Origin of the sequence: Nocardia sp. NPDC024068 (assembly GCF_040638875.1) — a bacterium.
Lineage (GTDB): Bacteria > Actinomycetota > Actinomycetes > Mycobacteriales > Mycobacteriaceae > Nocardia.
This window is the reverse complement of the sequence record NZ_JBEZYU010000063.1, coordinates 1-21,429: the sequence shown is the minus strand read 5'-3', so window position 1 is coordinate 21,429 and position 21,429 is coordinate 1. Positions and strand designations below refer to the sequence as shown.

The window sequence follows — 21,429 nt, the reverse complement described above, 5'->3', positions numbered from 1 at the left end:
AGGCCGCTACTACGCTGGTTGCGTGGCAGATCCCGCGACGTACCGGCCGCAGCCCGGCACCATCCCGCTCGAACCCGGCGTATACAAATTCCGGGATTCGTACGGCCGGGTGATCTACGTCGGTAAGGCGAAAAGCCTGCGTAATCGGCTGAACTCGTATTTCGCCGATGTGGCCGCGCTGCACCCCCGGACCCGGCAGATGGTCACCACCGCCGCGAGCGTCGAGTGGACCGTGGTGTCCACCGAGGTGGAAGCGCTACAGCTCGAATACAACTGGATCAAGGAATTCGATCCCCGCTTCAACGTCCGCTATCGCGACGACAAGTCCTATCCGGTGCTGGCGGTGACCCTGAACGAGGAGTATCCGCGGCTGTTCGTCTACCGCGGCGCGCGTAAGAAGGGCGTCCGCTATTTCGGCCCCTACGCCCATGCCTGGGCGATCCGGGAAACCCTCGACCTGCTGCTACGGGTTTTCCCGGCCCGGACCTGTTCGGCGGGGGTCTTCAAACGGCACAGCCAGATGGGCCGCCCCTGCCTGCTCGGCTATATCGACAAATGCTCGGCGCCCTGCGTGGGCCGGGTCTCGGCGGCCGAGCACCGGCGCATCGTGGATGATTTCTGCGATTTCCTGGCCGGGCGCACCGATCGGATGGTCAAGGATCTGGAACGCCGCATGCACGCCGCCTCCGCGGACCTCGATTTCGAGACCGCGGCACGATTGCGGGACGATACGCAGGCCCTGCGCCGGGCCCTGGAGAAACAGGCGGTGGTGCTGGGCGACGGCACCGACGCCGATGTGATCGCGTTCGCCGGCGACGACCTCGAGGTCGCGGTGCAGATCTTCCACGTACGCGACGGCCGGGTGCGCGGACAGCGCGGCTGGGTGGTCGACAAATCCGGTGACGCCGCCGATACCGCGGAGGCCGGTGGCGAACTGGCGGCCCTGGTGGAACAGTTCCTCACCCAGTTCTACGGCGAGCAGGCCGCCGTCGCCGCGCAGACCGCCGGTGAGCAGCCGGGGGCGGTGGTGCCGCGGGAGGTTCTGGTGCCGGAACTGCCCGCCGACGTGGACGAGGTCCAGCGCTGGTTGTCGACGCTGCGGGGGGCCGCGGTGCGGGTCCGGGTTCCACAGCGTGGAGACAAGAAGGCACTCGCCGAAACCGTATCGCGCAACGCCAAGGAGGCGCTGGCCCAGCACAAACTCCGCCGGGCCGGGGACCTGACCTCCCGGTCGGTGGCGTTGCAGGACATCCAGGACGCCCTCGACCTCGATACCGCCCCGCTGCGGATCGAATGCGTCGACATCTCGCATGTCCAGGGCACCGATGTGGTGGCATCGCTGGTCGTATTCGAAGACGGGCTGCCCAAGAAATCCGATTACCGGCACTACGCGATCCGGGAGGCAGCGGGGGAAGGCCGCTCCGATGATGTCGGCAGTATCGCCGAGGTCACCCGGCGCCGGTTCACCCGGTTGCGCCGGGAGCGGGACGCGACCGAACAGGCCGACCTCGCCGGAACTGCCCCGGTCACGTCGGTCACGGGTGCCGACGCTGTAGCCGATGAGTTCCCGGAACTCACCTCCCGGCCCGGTATCGACCCGCATACCGGGCGCCCGCGCAAATTCGCCTACCCGCCCAATCTGTATGTCGTGGACGGCGGCGCGCCGCAGGTGGCCGCCGCGGCCGAGGTCCTGGAGGAATTGGGGATCACCGATATCGCCGTGGTGGGACTGGCCAAACGCCTGGAAGAGGTGTGGGTGCCGGGCGAACCGGATCCGGTGATCCTGCCGCGCACCAGCGAGGCCCTCTACCTCTTGCAGCGGGTGCGTGACGAAGCGCACCGCTTCGCGATCACCTTCCACCGCAGCAAACGGTCCCGTCGGATGACGGCCTCGGCGCTGGACTCCGTACGCGGTCTCGGCGCGGCCCGGCGGACGGCGCTGGTGACCCATTTCGGCTCGGTGGCCCGGCTCAAGGAGGCCACGGTCGAGGAGATCATCGAGGTACCGGGAATCGGCCGCACCACGGCGGAGGCGGTGCTGGCGGCGCTACAGGATCGCTAGCCCCGAGCTGTGTCACTTATCGCGCTCGCGCTGTGTCACTTATCGCGCTCGCGCTGTGTCACTTATCGCGCTCGCGCTGTGTCACTCATCGCGCTCGGCGCGGCGGCCGCCGCAACTACACGGTGATCCGCTCGTGTCACGTACGTTAGGTTCTGCGCCCCCTCGCAGCTCCGGGGCGCAGGCGTACAGCTACGTGACCGAAACGCATTCCCGAACACGGATCCGGGTGGTACATGACTCGCGTCGAATCGAACAACAGTACGAAAATGGTCCCGGGCGGCGAGCCGGGGACCCCGGTCGAGGTTGTCATGGTGACCGGCCTTTCCGGCGCCGGCCGGGGGACGGCGGCGCGTGTCCTGGAGGATCTCGGCTGGTATGTCACCGACAACCTGCCGCCGGAGCTGATCGGCCGCATGGTGGAGCTGGGCGCCTCGGCCGACCCGCCCATCCGGCGGCTGGCCATCGTGATGGATGTGCGGAGCCGGTTCTTCACCGGCGACCTGCCCGCGGTGACCGAGCAGCTGCGCACCCGCGGGGTGCCCACCCGGATCCTGTTTCTCGAAGCCTCCGACGATGTGCTGATCCGCCGGTTCGGATTCGCCCGGCGCCGGCATCCGCTACAGAACGACAGCGCTGACGGGACCCTGTCGGCCGGTATCGCGGCCGAGCGGGTGCGGCTTGCCGGGGTGAAATCGGCGGCCGATGTGGTCATCGACACCACCGAGCTGTCGATCCACCAGCTGCACCGCAAACTCGAGGAGGTCTACGGCGGCGGCACGCCCGCCGCGCTGCAGCTGACCGTGCAATCGTTCGGCTTCAAGTACGGTGTCCCGCTGGACGCGGACATGGTTCTGGATGTGCGTTTTCTTCCCAACCCCCATTGGGTACCAGAACTTCGGCAGCACACCGGTCAGGAAACGGTGGTCAGTGACTATGTGCTGTCGCGTCCGGGCGCCGACGACTATCTGCGGACCTGCGACCACCTGATCGAGCTGACCACCCAGGGTTACCGCCAAGAGGGGAAGCGATACATGACGGTCGCAGTGGGCTGCACCGGCGGCAGACATCGCAGCGTCGCGATCGCCGAGGCCCTCGGCGGACTCACCGGCGGCCGGATCGAGGACGGCGCGGACGGGCCGGTGGACACGGTGCGCGTACTGCACCGGGATCTGGGGCGCGAATGAACAATCCCGACAGCGACCCGCTCCAAGCCGCGGACCCGGCGATCGTCGCGCTCGGCGGCGGCCACGGGCTCTACGCCACACTCACCGCGGTCCGCGCGCTGACCAGGCGCATCAGCGCGATCGTCACGGTCGCCGACGACGGCGGATCCTCCGGCCGGTTGCGCCGGGAACTGGGAGTCCCGCCGCCCGGGGATCTGCGGATGGCGCTGGCCGCACTGTCCGCCGACGCCGACAGTGTGCTCACCCGCACGGTGCAGCACCGGTTCGGCGGCACCGGTGCGCTGGCCGGGCATTCCGTGGGCAACCTGCTGCTCGCCGGGCTCACCGAGGTCCTCGGCGATCCGGTGGCCGCGCTGGACCAGGTCGGCGCCCTGCTGAAAACCACCGGCCGGGTGCTGCCGATGTCGACCATCCCGCTGGATATCGAGGCCGATGTATCCGGTCTGGAGACCGATCCGCGAGTGAGCCGCTGTATCCGCGGGCAGGTGGCGGTGGCCACCACCCCCGGCAAGGTGCGCCGGGTGCGGTTGCTGCCCGCCGATCCGCCCGCCTGCGTCGATGCCACCGACGCCATCGAGCGGGCGGATACGGTGATCCTCGGGCCGGGGTCGTGGTTCACCAGTGTGATCCCGCATCTGCTCGTTCCCGGACTGCACGAGGCCCTGGTGCGCACCCGGGCCCGCAAAGTGCTGATCTTGAATCTCGCCGCGCAGCCCGGTGAGACGGCGGGTTTCTCCGCGGAACGACATCTGCATGTATTGTCCCAGCACGCACCGGATTTCGCGGTCGACGAGGTTTTGGTCGACGCCGGGTGCGTGCCGGAAGGGCGCGAGCGTGAACATGTGGCCAGAGCTGCCGGGCAATTACGGGCACGAGTAATCTTTTCCGACGTCGCCGACGCGGGAACGGCCCGGCACGACCCCGGAAAGCTCGCCGCCGCACTGGATCAACTGATCCGCGAACCCCGGCCACAGGCGCCGGAGGTTCGAGTCGAGGGACAGCACATGGGTCAGGATGTGCGGTCCGGGTTGGGTGGAAAGGAGCACGTCTCGTGGCGATGACAGCCGAAGTGAAAGACGAGCTGAGCCGGCTCGCCGTAACACAGGTGAGTGCGCGCAAAGCCGAACTGTCCGCCCTGCTGCGTTTCGCCGGCGGCCTGCATATCGTCGGTGGGCGGGTGATCGTCGAAGCCGAGGTCGATATGGGCTCCATCGCCCGGCGGCTACGGCGGGAAATCTTCGAACTCTACGGATACGGGTCGGATGTCCATGTGCTCAGTGCCGGTGGCCTGCGCAAATCCTCCCGATACGTGGTCCGGGTCGCGAAGGAGGGCGAGGCCCTGGCCCGCCAGACCGGACTGCTCGACGTCCGCGGGCGGCCGGTGCGCGGCCTGCCCGCTCAGGTCGTCGGCGGCAGCGTCGCCGACGCGGAAGCCGCCTGGCGCGGCGCCTTCCTCGCACACGGCTCGCTCACCGAACCGGGCCGCTCCTCCGCGCTAGAGGTGAGCTGCCCGGGCCCGGAGGCCGCCTTGGCACTGGTCGGCGCGGCGCGGCGGCTGAGTATCTCCGCGAAGGCCCGCGAGGTACGCGGTACCGATCGCGTGGTCGTACGAGACGGCGAGGCGATCGGGGCGCTGCTCACCCGGATGGGCGCCCAGGACACCCGGCTCACCTGGGAAGAACGCCGGATGCGGCGGGAAGTGCGGGCCACCGCGAACCGGCTCGCCAACTTCGACGACGCCAACCTGCGCCGCTCGGCCCGGGCCGCGGTCGCCGCGGCGGCGCGGGTGGAACGGGCACTGGAACTGCTGGGCGACGATGTGCCGGACCATCTGGCCGCGGCCGGGAAGCTGCGGGTCGAGCATCGGCAGGCTTCGCTCGAAGAACTCGGGCAGCTCGCCGACCCGCCGATGACCAAGGACGCGGTCGCGGGGCGGATTCGGCGGTTGCTGTCCATGGCGGACCGGCGGGCGAAGGAGTTGGGGGTGCCGGATACGGAGTCGGCGGTGACGGCGGAACTCCTCGACGACGCTTGAGTAGTTGGAGCGGCTCCGCCGCTCGAGGTCCGGCCCTCCTGAGCGCCTGCTGTCGGCCCTCGTGACTCGCGGCTTCGCACCCCGGCTCCTGTGCCGAGTTCAGCGAGGCCCACAAAGGGTTCGGCCCGCGTCTGCTGTCAGCGCTCGAAGCGCATGTGGCGAAGCCACGAGTCTCGAGCGCTGACAGCAGACGCCAAGGGGGCCGAACCCCCGCGCGCGCCAGCGCGCCAAAAACACAGCACGTAAGGGGCGTGTCGGAGAGGTCGCGCTCAGGCATTAGTGTGGGTGGGGCATCGGAATCATCCGCTTGACAGCTGAGGAGCGAGAAACGTGACTGTCCGGGTAGGTATCAACGGCTTCGGTCGTATCGGACGTAACTTCTTCCGGGCGGTGGAGGCGCAGAAGGCGCTGGGCACCACCGATATCGAGATCGTGGCGGTCAACGACCTCACCGACAACGCGTCCCTCGCCACGCTGCTGAAGTACGACTCGATCCTGGGCCGGCTGCCCAAGGACGTGTCGCTCGACGGTGAGGACACCATCGTGGTCGGGGATCAGCGCATCAAGGCGCTGGCCATCAAGGAGGGTCCGGCGGCGCTGCCGTGGGGCGATCTGGGTGTGGACGTCGTGGTCGAGTCCACCGGTATCTTCACCGACGCCACCAAGGCCAAGGGGCACCTGGCCGCGGGCGCCAAGAAGGTCATCATCTCCGCCCCGGCCAAGGGCGAGGACATCACCATCGTGATGGGCGTCAACGACGACAAGTACGACGGCAGCCAGAACATCATCTCCAACGCGTCCTGCACGACGAACTGCCTCGGCCCGCTGGCGAAGGTGCTGAACGACGAGTTCGGGATCGTCAAAGGCCTGATGACCACCATCCACGCCTACACCCAGGACCAGAACCTGCAGGACGGTCCGCACAAGGATCTGCGCCGTGCCCGCGCCGCCGCGGTGAACATCGTGCCGACCAGCACCGGTGCGGCCAAGGCCATCGGCCTGGTGCTGCCGGAACTCAACGGCAAGCTGGACGGCTACTCCCTGCGGGTGCCGATCCCCACCGGCTCGATCACCGACCTCACGGCCGACCTCGCGAAGAAGGCGACCGTCGATGAGATCAACGCCGCGTTCAAGGCCGCCGCGGATGGTCCGCTGAAGGGCATCCTGAAGTACAGCGTCGACCCGATCGTCTCCAGCGATATCGTCACCGATCCGCATTCCTCGATCTACGACGCGCCGCTGACCAAGGTCATCGACGACCAGGTGAAGGTCTACTCGTGGTACGACAACGAGTGGGGCTACTCCAACCGCCTCGCCGATCTCATCGGCCTCGTCGGCAAGTCCCTCTAGGGTCGGCGTGAGCATCAAAACTCTGGACGATCTCCTCGCCGAGGGCGTCGAGGGCCGCGGCGTACTCGTGCGCTCGGACCTCAACGTTCCCCTCGACAACGGCACGATCACCGACCCGGGCCGCATCATCGCTTCGGCGCCGACCATCAAGGCGCTGGCGGAGGCCGGCGCCAAGGTGGTCGTCACCGCGCATCTCGGCCGCCCGAAGGGTGCCCCGGATCCGGCGCTGTCGCTGGCCCCGGTGGCCGCCCGGCTGAGCGACGAACTGGGTCGCAATGTGCAGCTCGCCGGCGATGTGGTGGGGCAGGACGCGCTGGCGCGCTCCGAGGGCCTCACCGACGGCGATGTGCTGCTGCTGGAGAACATCCGTTTCGATCCGCGCGAAACCAGCAAGGACGACGCAGACCGGGCGAAACTGGCCGCCGCGCTGGTGGAACTGGTCGGCGACGACGGTGCGTTCGTCTCCGACGGCTTCGGCGTCGTGCATCGCAAGCAGGCCTCGGTATACGACGTGGCGACACTGCTGCCGCATTACGCGGGCACACTCGTCGCGGCCGAAGCCGCGGTGCTGGCCAAGCTCACCGAATCCACCGACCGCCCCTACGCGGTGGTGCTCGGCGGGTCCAAGGTGTCGGACAAACTGGCCGTGATCGAGGCGCTGGCCCCCAAGGTCGACACCCTGGTCATCGGTGGCGGGATGTGCTTCACCTTCCTTGCCGCCGAGGGGCTGCCGGTCGGATCCTCGCTGCTGCAGGAGGAGATGATCGAGACCTGCAAGGGTCTGCTGGACCGCTACGCCGATGTGATCCACCTGCCGCGCGATATCGTGGTCGCCGACTCCTTCTCCGCCACCGCCGAGTCGAAGGTGGTGGAGTGCAACGAGATTCCCGATGGCTGGACGGGCCTGGATATCGGCCCCGAATCGGTGCGGCGTTTCGCGGCGCTGCTCACCGAGGCGCGGACCGTGTTCTGGAACGGCCCGATGGGTGTGTTCGAGTTCGAGAAGTTCGCGGCCGGGACCCGGGGTGTGGCCGAGGCCATCGCCCAGGCCACCGGTAAGGGCGCGTTCACCGTGGTCGGGGGCGGCGATTCCGCCGCGGCCGTGCGCGCGCTCGGTATCCCGGAGGGCGATTTCTCGCATATCTCCACCGGCGGCGGGGCTTCGCTGGAATACCTGGAAGGCAAAACGCTGCCCGGGATCAGCGTGCTCGATGACGCGGAAGGTGCGTAGATGGCTCGGAAACCGCTGATCGCGGGCAACTGGAAGATGAACCTCAATCACCTCGAGGCCATCGCCCTGGTGCAGAAGATCGCGTTCGCGCTGCCCGACAAGTACTTCGACAAGGTCGATGTCACGGTCGTCCCGCCGTTCGTCGATCTGCGCAGCGTGCAGACCCTGATCGAGGGCGACAAACTGCGCATCACCTACGGTGCGCAGGATGTGTCGGTGCACGAATCGGGCGCCTACACCGGTGAGGTCAGCGCGGCCATGCTGGCCAAGCTGAATTGTGGGTACGCGGTGGTCGGGCATTCCGAGCGCCGTCAGTACCACAACGAGGACGACGCCACCGTGCTCGCCAAGGCCAAGCAGGCGCTGAAGCACGGGATCACCCCGATCGTCTGCATCGGCGAGGGGCTCAACGTCCGGGAGGCCGGCACCCACGTCGAGTACAACCTCGAACAGCTGCGTGGATCGCTGAAGGGATTGTCGGCCGCGGAGATCGCGAAGGTGGTCATCGCCTACGAACCCGTCTGGGCGATCGGCACCGGCAAGGTCGCGACGCCGGCGGACGCGCAGGAGGTGTGCGGCGCGATTCGCGCGGAACTGGCGCGGCTGGCGAACGAGCAGGTCGCCGATTCCGTGCGGGTGCTCTACGGCGGCTCGGTCAACGCCAAGAATATCGGTGAGCTGATCAAGCAGACCGATATCGACGGCGCGCTGGTCGGTGGGGCTTCGCTCAAGGGCGACGAATTCGCCACCCTGTCCGCCATCGCGGCGGGCGGCCCGCTGCCCTAGGCGGATCCCGGCCATCGCCGAAGCCCGTCGGGACACCGTTCCCGGCGGGCCTCGGTGCGTTCCGGGCCTACCGCGTCGACCACCGGATCCGGTCCGGCCGCGTCGGGTGTGGTCAGTAGCCGGGCGGGCAGAAGTGCTGTGCGCCGCCCGGGAGAATCGCGGCCCACGCTTCGAAGTGGGGGTGCGGTGGGCAGACGATACATTCTCCGGTGGCGAAGGCGAGGAACAGTTCCCGATCTCGGACCCGCGCCTCGGCGACCCGCCGGCGCAGCAGGCCCAGAACCGGTCCGGCCGTCCGCGGATCCTCCTCGACCCGGATTTCGGTCGGTACCCCCGCCGCGTCGGTGAACCGGAAATTCGTCAGGTCGACGTAGGAACCGGGTTCATCCGAACCACCGAGATCGAAAACCAGGCGCAGCGACCACCAGACCCACACCTGTTCGACCTCGCGGCCGATCAGCGCGGAGAAGTCGTCCATACGGTCGGAGCGTACGAAAGGGGTGCCGTCTCGGCAATGCCGCCGCACGGGCCTATACGGCGCGCAGGGCCAGTCCGTGACCGTTCGGGTTGCGCAGGGTCAGGGTGTCCGCGTCCACGGTCGCGTGGGCGGTGCCGTCGAGAGCGGCCAGGACCGCCCGCTCGACCTCCATGATCTCCGGTGCGCACATCATTCGCGTGGTGGCCGCCGTGAACGCGATATCGGCGCCGTCCGGCGTATCGGTGACCGTGGCCCGGCCCGTGAGCCGGTTGCAGCCCGCGAAACCGGTGAGCCCGCCGTCGTCGCCGAAGAGGAGGGTGGGCCGTACCTCGTCGACGGTGCGCGACTGCACCTGGGCCTCGGGAGTGAGCAGCGTGGTGACCACCCATTCGGTACCGCGGAGGGGGCGATCGGGGAGCAGCACCTTCTTGTCGGTGAGGACGACGGTGGTGTTCTTCCCGGTCAGTGTCAGCCGATCCCGCTCGAGCTGCCAGGTGGGGTCGGCGCGCAGCAGGTCGCCGACCCAGGCGTCGGAGCCGGCCCGATCCCCCGGGCATCCGACGAGCGTGCTCGCCAGATCGGAGACGTGCAGGACGTGGTCGCGCAGATCCACCGCGCCGGTATGGGTATTGCACCCGGCATCCGCCGAGATCCGGCCGTCGGCGAAGGTGAGGGTGAGCGGCCCGCCGCCGGGGATGGGCACACCGGTGACCTCGGTGGATATATAGGTATGGCCCATGGGGGTGGGTTCGGGTGCGGCCGGCCCCGGCTCGTTGTCCGAACACGCTGTCGCGGCGAGTACGAGCAGTGCCAGTGCGGCACCGATTCGGAGCGCTGGTCCCGGCATGACGGCGATGCTACCGGCGCGCGGCCCGATCCCGGGCGCCGAAACCCGCCCGCTGCTCGGATCTCATTGATTTCAACGCTTCCTGTCCGGGCCGTTGTCTTCGTACCTTCGTCCGGCGATCGATGCGGGAGCGAAGGGAACACGATGTCACTACTGGAAACAGGGCCGGCCGGGACCCGCCCGGACGATCGCGCCGCGGCACCCGATGAGCGGCTCGGGGCCGCCGACACCAGGAAAGCGGTGGTGGCGAGCCTGATCGGCACCACCGTCGAGTGGTACGACTTCTTTCTGTACGCCACCGCGGCGGGTCTGGTCTTCGACAAACTCTTCTTCCCGAACAACAGCGCGTTCGTCGGGACGATGCTGTCGTTCGCGACCTTCGCCGTCGGTTTCGTCATGCGGCCGGTCGGCGGGCTCGTCTTCGGCCATATCGGCGACCGGATCGGCCGGAAGAAAACGCTGGCCCTGACCATGGCGATCATGGGCGGGTCCACCGCACTGATGGGTGTTCTGCCCACCGCCGCCGCGATCGGCGTCGTGGCCCCGATCCTGCTCCTGCTGCTGCGGATGCTGCAGGGTTTCGCGCTCGGTGGTGAATGGGCCGGTGCGGTATTGCTCGCCGTCGAGCACAGCCCACGCCGGAAAGTAGGCCTGTTCGGCAGCTACCCGCAGGTCGGCCTGGCACTCGGGCTCGCCCTGGGAACCGGTGTATTCGCGGTGCTGCGGACGACGTTGAGCGAAACGGCATTCCTCGAATACGGCTGGCGGATCGCGTTCGGCGCCAGCCTGGTGCTGGTGCTGATCGGCCTGGTGGTGCGCCTGAAGATCGACGAGACGCCCGCCTTCCGGGAGGTGGACCGGCTCAACCGGATTTCGAAAGTGCCCGTGGTCGAGTTGTTCCGCAATGCCCGTTCCCGGCGCAACACCGTGCTCGGATTGCTTTCCCGCTGGGGTGAGGGCGCGGCATTCAACACCTGGGGTGTTTTCGCGATCACCTTCGCGACCGGGCATCTCGGATTCGAGCAGGTCCCGGTGCTGGTGGCGGTGACCGTCGCGGCCGTGGTGATGGCCGCGCTCATCCCGGTGTCCGGTCTGCTCGCCGACCGCTTCGGCCCACGCCGGGTCTACATCGCCGGTATCACCGCCTACGGAGTGCTGGTGTACCCCGTCTTCGCGCTCTTCGAGACGGGGAATATCGTGATCTTCACCGTCGCGATCATCGCGGTTTTCGGTGTGGCGCACGCATTGTTCTACGGCGCGCAGGGCACTTTGTACGCGGGGCTGTATCCGGCCGAGGTGCGATACACCGGGCTGTCGTTCGTTTACCAGTTCTCCGGAATCTACGCGTCGGGCCTGACCCCGATGATCATCACGGCGCTGATCGCGGCAGGCGGTTCGACACCGTGGCTTGCCTGCGGTTATCTGGTGTCGACCGCAGTGGTGAGCGTGATCGCCACCCGGTTCATCAGTGAGGACGACCGGCTCACCGCGTGAGCGTGCCGGATCCCGGGCGGAACCGGCCCGGGGACGGTATGGGCCAGGCCCGGGTACGGCCCGGCACTATTCACCCGGCAGGCCGGTCGGAGCGCGGGGCTATGCTGTCCCGAGTGACCACCGCCGCCTCGAAACCTGTTTCCACATGGGCGCCGTTGCGGTCCCGGGTCTATCGGGCGCTGTGGATCGCCCAGCTGGTCTCCAATCTCGGCACCTGGATGCAGATGGTGGGGGCGCAGTGGGTACTGGTCGACCAGCCCAACGCGGCCGCGCTGGTCTCGTTCGTACAGACCGCCACCACGCTGCCGGTGATGATCCTGTCCATACCGTCCGGCGTACTGGCCGACCTGCTGGACCGCCGCCGCCTGCTGCTGGGCGCGCAGTCCACGATGGCGGTGCTGGCGATAATCCTGGCGGTCGCCACCGCCACCGGGCACACCACACCGTCGGTGCTGCTCACCCTCCTCTTCCTGCTCGGCTGCGGACAGGCGGTCGTGGCGCCCTCCTGGCAGGCGATCCAGCCCGAACTGGTCCCGCGCGACCAGATTCCGTCGGCGGCGGCGCTGGGCAGTATGAATATGAACATCGGCCGTGCGGTCGGCCCGGCCATCGCGGGTGTGCTGGTGGCGGTATCGGGCCCGGCGCTGGTGTTCACGCTCAACGCCCTGTCCTTCGGCGCCATCGTCGCCGCGCTGCTGTTCTGGCACCGGCCGCGGGTCGAGCGGGAACTACCGAGTGAACGGCCGCTGGCCGCGCTGCAGGCGGGAACCCGCTTCATCAAGGCCGCGCCCGCGATCCGGCGGGTGCTGCTGCGCACGATCCTGTTCGTGGCCCCCGCCAGCGCGCTGTGGGCGCTGTTGCCGGTGATCGCGCGCAATCAGCTCGGGCTGGGGTCCTCGGGGTACGGCATCATGCTGGGCGCGCTCGGCGTCGGCGCGGTGCTGGGCGCGGTGAGCCTGGCCCGGGTGCGGGCCGCCCTCACTCCGACCCAGCAGGTCGCGACCGCGGCGGTCGTCTTCGGTGTGGCGTGCGGTGGCACCGCGCTGTTGAAGGTCGAGGCGCTGGTACTCGTCCTGCTGATTTTCGCGGGCGCAGCCTGGCTGCTCACCCTGTCGACCATGAACGCCACTATGCAGCTGCTGCTGCCCGGCTGGGTCCGCGCCCGCGGGCTGTCGGTGTACATGCTGGTGTTCATGGCCGGTCAAGCCGTCGGATCGGTGGTGTGGGGTCTGGTCGCGGGGGCCTACGGTGCGGTCACCGCGCTGCTGGCGGCGGCGGCGCTGCTCGGTGTCTGCGCGATCAGCGCGATCTGGTGGCCGATGCGGCAGTTCGCGGCCGGTTTCGATCTGACCCCGCACGCGTACTGGCCGGAACCGCAGCTGGTGGTCGAACCCGATCCCGACGACGGCCCGGTGCTGGTGCTGAAGGACTACGACGTCCCACCGGAGCGGGTGCCCGAATTCCTGGAGGCGATGGCGTTCGTGGGCCGGTCGCGGCAGCGGACCGGGGCCATGGAATGGCGGATCTACCGCGATGTCGGTGCCGAGGATCGCTACGTCGAGGCATTCGTGGTCCGGTCGTGGTCGGAGCATATGCAGCAGCACAAGGTGCGGCTCACCGCGCAGGACCTGCTCCGTGAGCGGGCGGTCGCGGAATTCGCCCGCGACGAACGGCTCACCCACCTGGTGTCGGTCGACCCGACGGCATAGTTAGACTGTCCCGCATGCGGATGTTCCTGGATATCCTCCTGATCGTCACCAGCCTGCTGCTGGTGCTGCTGGTGCTGCTGCACCGCGCCAAGGGCGGAGGTCTGTCCAGCCTGTTCGGTGGTGGTATGCAGTCGAGCCTGTCCGGCTCCACGGTCGCCGAGAAGAACCTCAACCGCATCACCGTCTTCACCGGTCTGGTCTGGTTCATCGCGATTCTGGGGATCGGGCTCGAGATCAAGTTCGCCTGACGGGACGGCGCCGTACGCGTCCGTCCCGTTCGTGGTGGCGAACTCCGCCTGCGTCTCAGTCGTTGCGGGGAACCCGGCCGTCGAGGTCGGTGAATCCGTAGGCGTCGGCCAGATCGGCCACCTTCCACGCGGCACCCGACCGCTTCTTGCGGTCGGTATCGGCGGCCAGCGCGACCACCGCGCGGCCTGCGAACCGGGGGCTCTCGGCGAGGTTCAGGTCGAAACTGCCCTCGCCGGGCAGGGTGACGATCCGGTTGCCCTGGTCGTCGGCCGGGACGAGTTGCAGTAGTTCGGTGTTGACGATGCCCGGCCAGATCGACACCACGGTGACGTCGGTATCGGCGAGATCATGGGCGAAATCGGCGGTCATCCGGTCGAGGGCGGTTTTCGCGACTCCGTATACGGCATTGTGCATATAGCGCACGGAACCGGGTGAGGAGACGTTGACGATGAGCCCGCTGCCCTGGAGCAGTAGCGGGGCCGCGTAGACACTCGCGGCGTAATGTGAACGTACGCCGATATCGAACGTCTCGTCCCACGCCTTCGGCGGTACCTCCCAGAACTTGCGGCCCAGCCAGCGGGCGGCGGCAGGGGAGTTGTAGACGTTGTTCACCAGCACATCGAGGCGGCCGTGCGCGTCGCCGATCTGTTCGAAGAGCCGGGAGGTGGCCGCGTCGTCGCCGTGATCGCAGACCACCGGCACCCCGGTGCCGCCGAGTTCGCCGATCTGCTCGGCCGTCTCCTGCACGGTGCCCGGGAGCGCGCCCGGTTGCTGCGATCGCCCGGTCACATACACGGTGGCGCCCGCCGCGCCCAGCTCCAGCGCGATACCTTTGCCGATCCCGCGACTCGCGCCGGTGACCACCGCGATTCGATTTTTCAGGGGGAATGTTGTTCCGCTCACAGTCCCGGGACGTTACCGTGAAACTGTAACGCGTTCTAGTATTTGGGAGGTGCGGTGGAGCCGACACACCGGTTCGTCACCACCGGCGGCGTGCGGATGCATATCGCCGAACAAGGTCAGGGTCACCCCGTGATCTTCTGTCATGGATTCCCGCACACCTGGTACGTCTGGCATCGCCAGCTCTCCGCGCTCGCCGCGGCCGGGTATCGGGCCATCGCGCCCGACCTGCGGGGCGCCGGCCGGACCGAAGCGCCCGAGAGCGTCGACGACTACACCAACGAGGCCGTGATCGGCGATCTGCTGGCCCTGCTCGACGATATCGACGCCGACCAGGCGGTATTCGTGGGTGTGGATTTCGGCGCCGCTCTGCTCTGGGAACTGACGCTGCGGGCGCCGGAGCGGGTCCGGGCGGCGTTCGTCCTGAACAACCCGTTCGCGCCGCGCGCGCCGAAACCTCCCGGGTACTACTGGGCGAAGATGGCGCAGCGGCATTTCCTGCATCTGCAGTACTTCCAGGAGCCGGGCGTGGCCGACGCCCACCTGGCCGAGCAGCCGCGCGAATTCCTGTCGCGGGTCTACTACGCGCTCAGCGGCGATTATCACTATCTCGATGTCTGGAACAACCCGCCCGGCACCCGCTATATCGATGCGCTGCCGGTGGCGCCGGACCTGCCCTGGCCGTGGCTGCCGGCTGCCGAATTCGACACCCTGGCCGCGGACTTCGAGCGCACCGGGTTCACCGGTGGGCTGAACTGGTATCGGGCGATCGACCGGAACTGGGAACTCACCGAGACATTCGCCGAGGCCGTTCCCACGGTGCCGGTGTATTTCGCCTACGGCGAGAAGGATCCGGATATGGAAGGGTTCAGCGGTCGCGACCCGCTCGCGACCATGCGCGCCGCGCTCCCGGATCTGCGTGCCGTGGAACGCATTCCCGATGCCGGGCATCTGGTCCAGCTCGAGGCGACCGACGCGGTGAACGCGTTCCTGCTCCGCGGTCTGGGCGAGGTCACCGGCTGACATCCGGGGCGTCGGCGTTGTACCGCGATCCCGGTGGCTAGTCGGCCGCGGGCGCTGCTGGATGCGCTCGCCGCGGACGGTCTCGGCCGAGCTGTCGCTCGCGATCGATGAATTCCGGCGGGCGGTCCCGTCCACATCGATACGACGACAGAAGGGACGGCCGTGGTGGACAACCCCGAGGTGTTGCTCGACGGAATCGTGTTCGGTGAATCGCCGCGCTGGCGCGACGGGCGGCTCTGGTTCTCCGACTGGGGCGCCAACGAGGTGATCACACTGGACGCGAACGGGCACCACGAGGTGGTCGCCTCGGTGCCGTCGTTTCCGATGTGCATCGATTTCCTGCCCGACGGCCGGTTGCTGATCGTGGATTCGGCGGGCGGCCGGCTGCTGCGCCGGGAACCCGGCGGCGATCTGGTGACGCATGCCGACCTGTCCGGGGTCACCGACAAACCATGGAACGATATCGTTGTCGACGCCCGGGGTACCGCCTATGTCAACAGCATCGGATTCGATTTCCCCGGCGGCGAATTCGCGCCGGGATTCGTGGTCGCCGTCGATCCCACCGGCGCGGTGCGGCGGGTCGCGGAGGAGCTGGCGTTCCCGAACGGTATGGCGATCACCGCGGACGGGGCGACCCTCATCGTCGCCGAATCCTACGGCGAGCGGCTCACCGCCTACGACATCGCGGATTCGGGCGACCTGGCAAATCGGCGGGTCTGGGCCCCGACCCCCGGCGACCACCCCGACGGAATCTGCCTCGACGACCAGGGCGCGGTCTGGTACGCCGATGTCGGCAACCGGCACTGCGTGCGGGTGCGTGCGGGCGGCGCGGTCCTCGATATCGCCGAATGCGATCGCGGTGCCTTCGCCTGTGTGCTGAGTCGTGAGGAGAAACCGCGACTGTTCGTCGTCGGACAGGAATTCGGGGAGTCCGGGTCGCCGGAGCCGACCGGGCGGATCGTCGCGTTCGCGGCACCCGCGCCGGGAGCCGGCCGCCCCTGAGGTGCCGGGAGTGGACGGCCGGGAGGCGCATCGGCGGCTCGGACCGGCAATGGCCCGGGGCCGGTCGTCGATCGTGCAGGATGGCTACTCATGACACTGCTCTGGGATCAGCACGCTTGCCTGCCCTTGCAGGTCGGTGCGGAGGTGGGGGAGCTGGCGCGGTTCCGGCGGCGGGGACCGACGTTCGTCTCGGTGAATGTGGGGTACAGCCCGCAGAGTTTCGCCGATTCGGTGGGCCTGCTGACCGACTACCGGAGCTCGATCCGGGGACATCCGGAATTGGCGCTGGTTTCCGCGGTAGCCGATATCGAGGCCGTGGCCGCGGCGGGCCGGATCGGAATAGCGTTCGACCTGGAGGATTCCGGACCGCTGGACGGTGATCCGGGCAACCTGCGGGTGTTCGCGGACCTCGGGGTGCGGACACTGCTTCCCACCTACAACCACGCCAACCGAGCCGGATGCGGCTGCCTGGACACCGACGACCGGGGGCTCACGGCGTGGGGCGGTGATCTGGTGCGGGAGATGAACGCCGTCGGGATGGTGCCGGACGGGTCGCATTGCAGTGCGCGTACCGGACTGGATATGTGCGAGATCTCCGCCCGGCCGGTGATCTACAGCCATTCGTGTATGCGAGCGGTCTGGGACCATCCCCGTAATATCACCGACGACCAGGCCCGAGCCTGCGCCGACACCGGCGGTGTCATCGGGATCACCGGTGTCGGTATCTTCCTCGGGCCCAACACCCCGACGCTCGAGGCGATGACGCGGCATCTCGAATACGCGGCCGAGCTGGTCGGTACCGATCATGTGGGTGTGAGCACCGATCATTCCTTCGACGCCGCGGATTTCCTGGCCGAGATCCGGGACAACCCGCACCTGTTCGACGAGTCGTACACCCGGTGGGGGCCGATCCGCTGGATGCCACCGGAAACCTTCGTCGCGCTCGGCGCGCACCTCGAGGGGCAGGGCTGGGCCGATACCGATATCACGGCGGTGCTCGGCGGTAATTTCCTGCGGGTCGCGCGCTCCACCTGGCCGGGCTGATCGGATGCCGTCCTGGAATTCCGGCTAGTGGGCGAGCATCAACTTCCCCGCGGCGTTCTCGATCGCGGATTCGGTCAGCAGCACCGTCGCCGCCGCGGGACCCAGCGGGACAAAACTGTCCGCACTGGTGACCCGTACCTGCCGGCCGGTGAAACCGCCGTCGATCAAGGCAGTGCAGACCGATTCGGCGACCCCGCCGCTGCGCCGGGTTTCGTCGGCGACGAGTACCCGGCCGGTCGCCGCGGCGTGGTGCAGTAGATCGGCCACGGGCAGTGGCGACAACCAGCGCAGATCCAGGACGCGGGCCCCGATACCCCGGCGGGCCAGTCGCCGGGCCACCCGTAGGCACATCGGGACCGAATTGGCGAAGGCGACCAAGGTGATATCGGTTCCGTCGCCGTAGACGCGGGCGTGCCCGATCGGTATGTGATCCGGTGCGCCCGCCGGTACCGCCCAGTGCCCGTCTCCGGGTTCATACAGGTCACGGGTGTGGTAGAGCGCGATGGGTTCCAGGAATACGCAGACCCGGCCGTCCACCCGGGCCGCGGAAACGCAGGTGCGCAGCATGGCCGCGGCGTCATCGGGCCGCGCCGGCGATGCGACCACCACACCGGGAATATCCCGCAGCGCGGCCACCGAATTGTCGTTGTGGAAATGGCCGCCGAACCCGCGCTGATAGGCGTAGGCGGCGATTCGCACGACCAGGGGATTGCGGTAGTGGCCCGCGGAGAAGTACGAGAGCGTGGCGGCCTCGCCGCGCAGCTGGTCCAGGGCGTTGTGTACGTAGGCCAGGTACTGGATCTCCGGTATCGGGACGAACCCGGCGAGCCCGGCGCCGAGGGCGGTACCGAGGATGCTCTGTTCGTCGAGCAGGGTGTCGAACACCCGGCGTGCGCCGAACTGTCCGCGCAGTCCCTTCGTGACGCCGTAGACCCCGCCTTTACGTCCCACGTCCTGACCGAAGACCAGAATGTCGGCATCGCGGGTGAGCAGATCGGCCAGCGTGCGATTGATCGCCTGTGCCAGGGTTTCCGCCGTGGCGGACCCGTCGCCGGCTACCGTGTCCCGGTGGTCCCCGGGTTCCGGAGGCCGATCCCGCTGCACGTCCGCACGCACCCGGTCCGGGTGCGCCGGTGCCAGCGGCGCGACCACGGCCTGGCGCGAGCCGAGCCGAGGCGCCCGGCGCACCTCGTCGGCGACGGCGGTCACCTTCTCGGTGACCGTCTCGTAGCGCCGCAGGAGCTCGTCCGGAGCGCAGACTCCCGTCGCGACCAGGAGTCGGGCGGTGGCCGTGAGCGGGTCACGGGCCAGATCGGCCTGGATATCGGCGCGTTCCCGGTAGGCCGCCTCCACATCCGACCCGGCGTGCCCGAACAGCCGTACGGTGCGCAACCGCAGAAACGCCGGACGGCGCTGCGCGCGTACCCAGTCCACGGCCGCGCCGGCCGCGGTGAGGGCGTCGGCCGGGTCGCAGCCGTCGGCGGAGAAATAGCGCAGTCCCGGCCGCTGCCCGTAGGCGTATTCGATCCAGTCCGGCGGGGTGGGCACACTGATCCCGATCCCGTTGTCCTCGCAGAGGAACAGCACCGGTACCGGAACCCCGAGATGCGCGGTATGCACCGCGGTGTTGATCGCGCCCGCGGCGGTCGAATGGTTCGCCGAGGCGTCCCCGAATCCGCACAGCACCACCGCATCCGCCGGCCACGGGCACGGAAGACCCAGGCCCGCGGCGCGTTCGATGGCGAACGCCAGCCCCACCGCACGTGGCAGATGGGAGGCGATGGTCGAGGTCTGCGGGATGATATTGGCCGCCGCACTACCGAATACCTTGTGCCGGCCGCCGGAGATCGGATCCGCCGCCGCGGCCACGACACCGAGCAGCAGATCGCGCACCGGGTCGGCGACTCCGGCCCGCCTGGCCCGTTCCAGGAACAGTGCGCCGGAACGATAGTGCGGCAGGACGGGATCGGTGACCCGGGTCGCCGCGGCCAGCGCGATATTGCCCTCGTGCCCGGCCGATCCGATGCTGTAGAAGCCCTGCCCGTTCGCGGTCAGCCTACGGGCCTCCAGATCGGCGCGACGGCTCATCGCCTGGGAGTCGAACAGTGCGAGGAGATCCGGTCCGGTGAACCCGCGGGGGAGCGGCCGGCCGGCCGCGGACGGATCCCCGGCGCGCAGAGCCGGGATCTCGGCACGCAACCGGGCTTCGGCCTCCTCGATATTCACCGATATCAGCCTAAACGGGTGGTATCCCGGAGTCCGGGTCCCTACTCGGCAAGTCGGGGACGCGTTCGTGCGGGTCGCTGTCGCGCGGCGGTTCGGTTCCGGAGCCGTCCTCGGACGGAGTCGATCCCGGCGCCTGCCGGCCGGAGCTCGGCGATGTGATCAGGCGGAGACCTCCCCGTCCGGGAGAATGTGATCCGGCCTCGGTGACCGGCTCCGGGGTAGTCTCTGCGATATGACCCGGATCCGCCGGACACTCGCGCGCGGGCTGAACGTTGTTCAGCTCGGGTGGGTGGCCGTGCTGGCCCTCGTCGTGGCGACCACCGCCGGTCTCGACGGCTCGGCCACCGCTGTCGGTGCCGCGGTCGCCGTACTCGTCGTCATCGCGTTCGCCGGCCGCCAGGCGGCCGTCCGGTTGCGCTCGCTCATCACCGCGTCGGCGGGCCCGCCACGCGAGGAGAAGCGTCTGCGTGGCGCCTTCCGAAGGCAGAGCGCTCCCGATACCCCCGGCCGGCCGCGCCTTCCCCGAGCACCGGGACCGGTGCAGGCCGCGGCGTAGCCCCATTCGGCGTTCCGCCCGGCCCTTCGGCCGTCCTGTATCCGCGTCGCGTCCGCCACCGGCGGCGCTCCGGCGGAAATCCGACTCGCATCTGCCGTGATCACGGTGATGCGCGGTGGAAAGGTGCTCTCACCGTGCTCGACTTCATCTATTACCCCGTTTCCGCGATCCTGTGGTTCTGGCACAAGGCGTTCGGGGCGGTCCTCGGCCCCGACAACGGCTTCGCCTGGGCCTTGGCGGTGGTATTCCTCGTCTTCACGCTCCGGTTGCTCCTGCTGAAACCGGCGATTTCCCAGGTCCGCACCGCCCGCCGGATGCAAGAGCTGGCACCCCGGATCAAGGCGCTCCAGCAGGAACACGCCGGCGACCGGCAACGCCAGGCCGCCGAAATGCAGAAACTGCAGAAAGAACACGGATTCAATCCGTTGATGGGGTGCCTGCCGGTGCTGGTGCAGGTACCGGTGTTCCTCGGTCTCTACCATGTCCTGAAATCCTTCAACCGCACCGGAACCGGGCTCGGTGAACTCGGGATGAGCGCCGAGGCCAACGCGCACACCCCGAACTACCTGTTCGGAATCGCCGATGTGCAATCGTTTCTCAGCGCACGCGTCTTCGGCGCGCCCATTTCGGCGGCCATGACGACTCCTCCGGATACCTTGGCCTCCTTCGCCCCGTACGGAGGGGTGCCCGCCGTGGCGGCGATCGCGGCGGTCGCGTTCCCGCTGATGCTCATCGCGGGCCTCGCCACGCATTTCAACGCCCGCGCGTCCATCGCGCGGCAGAGCCCGGAAGCAGCGGCGAACCCGCAGTCGTCGCTGCTGAACAAGCTGATGCTGTGGGTCTTCCCGCTGGGAGTCCTCGTCGCCGGACCGGTCCTGATGATCGCCATCCTGCTGTACTGGGTGAGCAACAACCTCTGGACCTACGCGCAGCAACATCTCGTCTTCGCCCGGATGGAACGGGAGGACGCTGTACGGGAGACGCTGTACGGAAAGACGCCGGACGGGAAGGTGTAGTGCGGGCAGACACAGCCGCGCACGCCGCTGTCGCCGAGCATCGAACCGCCGCCGCCGCGCCGGCACCGGGCATACGGCCGCAGGGGCGGGCCGCATCGGGCCGGAAACGGCCGCGGAAGAAGTGAAGGTCCGCCGGACGCGCACGCCGGCGTGCCCGCGCGCGCCAGCGCGCCAATAAACACAGCACCTTGGCGAGCAGGGTCACCTGCCCCACCTTGGCGAGCAGGGTCACCTGCC

18 protein-coding genes and 1 pseudogene are annotated in these 21,429 nt (G+C 68.6%); 15 read left to right on the top strand and 4 right to left on the bottom strand.

Features of this window, described 5'->3' with window-relative positions:
• The first annotated feature begins 22 nt into the window (after positions 1-22).
• The 7 genes from uvrC to tpiA all read left to right on the top strand — a co-directional run bounded on the left by uvrC (position 23) and on the right by tpiA (position 8,648).
• Entirely contained in the window at positions 23-2,062 is a 2,040-nt protein-coding gene (gene uvrC / locus AB0F41_RS27885) for an excinuclease ABC subunit UvrC (RefSeq protein WP_357428875.1), read from the top strand.
• Between the two features lie 266 nt (positions 2,063-2,328).
• Complete coding sequence (gene rapZ / locus AB0F41_RS27880; RefSeq protein ID WP_357428890.1) at positions 2,329-3,246, top strand: RNase adapter RapZ; 918 nt, start codon at positions 2,329-2,331, stop codon at positions 3,244-3,246.
• Positions 3,243-4,307: a uridine diphosphate-N-acetylglucosamine-binding protein YvcK gene (gene yvcK, locus AB0F41_RS27875; RefSeq protein WP_357428873.1), complete on the top strand. Its 1,065-nt coding sequence runs from the start codon at positions 3,243-3,245 to the stop codon at positions 4,305-4,307. The genes rapZ and yvcK overlap by 4 nt, the downstream gene beginning before the upstream one ends.
• Complete coding sequence (gene whiA / locus AB0F41_RS27870) at positions 4,304-5,281, top strand: DNA-binding protein WhiA (protein ID WP_357428871.1); 978 nt, start codon at positions 4,304-4,306, stop codon at positions 5,279-5,281. Before yvcK ends, whiA begins: the two co-directional genes overlap by 4 nt.
• Before the next feature lie 330 nt (positions 5,282-5,611).
• A complete protein-coding gene (gene gap / locus AB0F41_RS27865; RefSeq protein ID WP_357428869.1) occupies positions 5,612-6,631 on the top strand; it encodes a type I glyceraldehyde-3-phosphate dehydrogenase in 1,020 nt (339 codons plus the stop codon).
• A 7-nt stretch (positions 6,632-6,638) separates the two neighbouring features.
• Entirely contained in the window at positions 6,639-7,862 is a 1,224-nt protein-coding gene (locus tag AB0F41_RS27860) for a phosphoglycerate kinase (RefSeq protein WP_357428867.1), read from the top strand.
• Complete coding sequence (gene tpiA / locus AB0F41_RS27855) at positions 7,863-8,648, top strand: triose-phosphate isomerase (protein WP_357428865.1); 786 nt, start codon at positions 7,863-7,865, stop codon at positions 8,646-8,648. It begins immediately after the preceding gene.
• Positions 8,649-8,760: 112 nt separating this feature from the next.
• Here the strand turns inward: tpiA and AB0F41_RS27850 are convergent, their stop codons facing one another.
• Together AB0F41_RS27850 and AB0F41_RS27845 are read right to left on the bottom strand one after the other, a co-directional pair.
• Entirely contained in the window at positions 8,761-9,126 is a 366-nt protein-coding gene (locus AB0F41_RS27850; protein ID WP_357428863.1) for a DUF6188 family protein, read from the bottom strand.
• A 52-nt stretch (positions 9,127-9,178) separates the two neighbouring features.
• Entirely contained in the window at positions 9,179-9,973 is a 795-nt protein-coding gene (locus AB0F41_RS27845; RefSeq protein WP_357428861.1) for an META domain-containing protein, read from the bottom strand.
• 144 nt (positions 9,974-10,117) lie between these two features.
• On the opposite strand from AB0F41_RS27845, the gene AB0F41_RS27840 reads away from it, so the two are divergent.
• The 3 genes from AB0F41_RS27840 to secG all read left to right on the top strand — a co-directional run bounded on the left by AB0F41_RS27840 (position 10,118) and on the right by secG (position 13,424).
• A complete protein-coding gene (locus AB0F41_RS27840) occupies positions 10,118-11,467 on the top strand; it encodes an MFS transporter (protein ID WP_357428859.1) in 1,350 nt (449 codons plus the stop codon).
• Between the two features lie 101 nt (positions 11,468-11,568).
• Entirely contained in the window at positions 11,569-13,176 is a 1,608-nt protein-coding gene (locus tag AB0F41_RS27835) for an MFS transporter (RefSeq protein ID WP_357428857.1), read from the top strand.
• Positions 13,177-13,190: 14 nt separating this feature from the next.
• Positions 13,191-13,424 carry a preprotein translocase subunit SecG gene (gene secG, locus AB0F41_RS27830; RefSeq protein ID WP_357428855.1) on the top strand — a complete coding sequence of 78 codons (234 nt, stop codon included), beginning with the start codon at positions 13,191-13,193 and terminating at the stop codon, positions 13,422-13,424.
• A 55-nt stretch (positions 13,425-13,479) separates the two neighbouring features.
• On the opposite strand, the gene AB0F41_RS27825 is transcribed toward secG, so the two are convergent.
• The gene (locus AB0F41_RS27825; protein WP_357428853.1) at positions 13,480-14,328 is read right to left on the bottom strand and encodes an SDR family NAD(P)-dependent oxidoreductase; all 849 of its coding nucleotides are present in this window, start codon (positions 14,326-14,328) and stop codon (positions 13,480-13,482) included.
• Between the two features lie 54 nt (positions 14,329-14,382).
• Between AB0F41_RS27825 and AB0F41_RS27820 the strand changes: the two genes are divergently transcribed.
• The 3 genes from AB0F41_RS27820 to AB0F41_RS27810 all read left to right on the top strand — a co-directional run bounded on the left by AB0F41_RS27820 (position 14,383) and on the right by AB0F41_RS27810 (position 17,394).
• Positions 14,383-15,348, top strand: a complete 966-nt coding sequence (locus AB0F41_RS27820) for an alpha/beta fold hydrolase (protein ID WP_357428851.1) — start codon at positions 14,383-14,385, stop codon at positions 15,346-15,348.
• A gap of 162 nt (positions 15,349-15,510) precedes the next feature.
• Complete coding sequence (locus AB0F41_RS27815; protein WP_357428849.1) at positions 15,511-16,350, top strand: SMP-30/gluconolactonase/LRE family protein; 840 nt, start codon at positions 15,511-15,513, stop codon at positions 16,348-16,350.
• A 90-nt stretch (positions 16,351-16,440) separates the two neighbouring features.
• Positions 16,441-17,394 (top strand): membrane dipeptidase, encoded by a 954-nt coding sequence (locus AB0F41_RS27810; protein WP_357428847.1) that lies wholly within the window; start codon positions 16,441-16,443, stop codon positions 17,392-17,394.
• A gap of 24 nt (positions 17,395-17,418) precedes the next feature.
• Here AB0F41_RS27810 and AB0F41_RS27805 read toward each other — a convergent pair whose 3' ends face one another.
• Positions 17,419-19,572, bottom strand: coding sequence for a thiamine pyrophosphate-dependent enzyme (locus AB0F41_RS27805; protein WP_357428889.1), 2,154 nt, complete (start codon positions 19,570-19,572; stop codon positions 17,419-17,421).
• 280 nt (positions 19,573-19,852) lie between these two features.
• Here AB0F41_RS27805 and AB0F41_RS27800 point away from each other — a divergent pair, with 280 nt between their 5' ends.
• Together AB0F41_RS27800 and yidC are read left to right on the top strand one after the other, a co-directional pair.
• Complete coding sequence (locus tag AB0F41_RS27800) at positions 19,853-20,176, top strand: DUF6412 domain-containing protein (protein WP_357428845.1); 324 nt, start codon at positions 19,853-19,855, stop codon at positions 20,174-20,176.
• Positions 20,177-20,310: 134 nt separating this feature from the next.
• A pseudogene (gene yidC, locus AB0F41_RS27795) lies at positions 20,311-21,156 on the top strand (membrane protein insertase YidC); the annotation flags it as partial.
• Between the last annotated feature and the right edge of the window lie 273 nt (positions 21,157-21,429).

Excerpts from the sequence above, each read along its gene's own strand:
- rapZ (WP_357428890.1), top strand. The coding sequence starts at position 2,329 with ATGGTCCCGGGCGGCGAGCCGGGGACCCCGGTCGAGGTTGTCATGGTG.
- yvcK (WP_357428873.1), top strand. The coding sequence starts at position 3,243 with ATGAACAATCCCGACAGCGACCCGCTCCAAGCCGCGGACCCGGCGATC.
- whiA (WP_357428871.1), top strand. The coding sequence starts at position 4,304 with ATGACAGCCGAAGTGAAAGACGAGCTGAGCCGGCTCGCCGTAACACAG.
- tpiA (WP_357428865.1), top strand. The coding sequence starts at position 7,863 with ATGGCTCGGAAACCGCTGATCGCGGGCAACTGGAAGATGAACCTCAAT.
- AB0F41_RS27850 (WP_357428863.1), bottom strand. The coding sequence starts at position 9,126 with ATGGACGACTTCTCCGCGCTGATCGGCCGCGAGGTCGAACAGGTGTGG.
- AB0F41_RS27845 (WP_357428861.1), bottom strand. The coding sequence starts at position 9,973 with ATGCCGGGACCAGCGCTCCGAATCGGTGCCGCACTGGCACTGCTCGTA.
- AB0F41_RS27840 (WP_357428859.1), top strand. The coding sequence starts at position 10,118 with ATGTCACTACTGGAAACAGGGCCGGCCGGGACCCGCCCGGACGATCGC.
- AB0F41_RS27835 (WP_357428857.1), top strand. The coding sequence starts at position 11,569 with ATGCTGTCCCGAGTGACCACCGCCGCCTCGAAACCTGTTTCCACATGG.
- secG (WP_357428855.1), top strand. The coding sequence starts at position 13,191 with ATGCGGATGTTCCTGGATATCCTCCTGATCGTCACCAGCCTGCTGCTG.
- AB0F41_RS27810 (WP_357428847.1), top strand. The coding sequence starts at position 16,441 with ATGACACTGCTCTGGGATCAGCACGCTTGCCTGCCCTTGCAGGTCGGT.
- AB0F41_RS27800 (WP_357428845.1), top strand. The coding sequence starts at position 19,853 with ATGACCCGGATCCGCCGGACACTCGCGCGCGGGCTGAACGTTGTTCAG.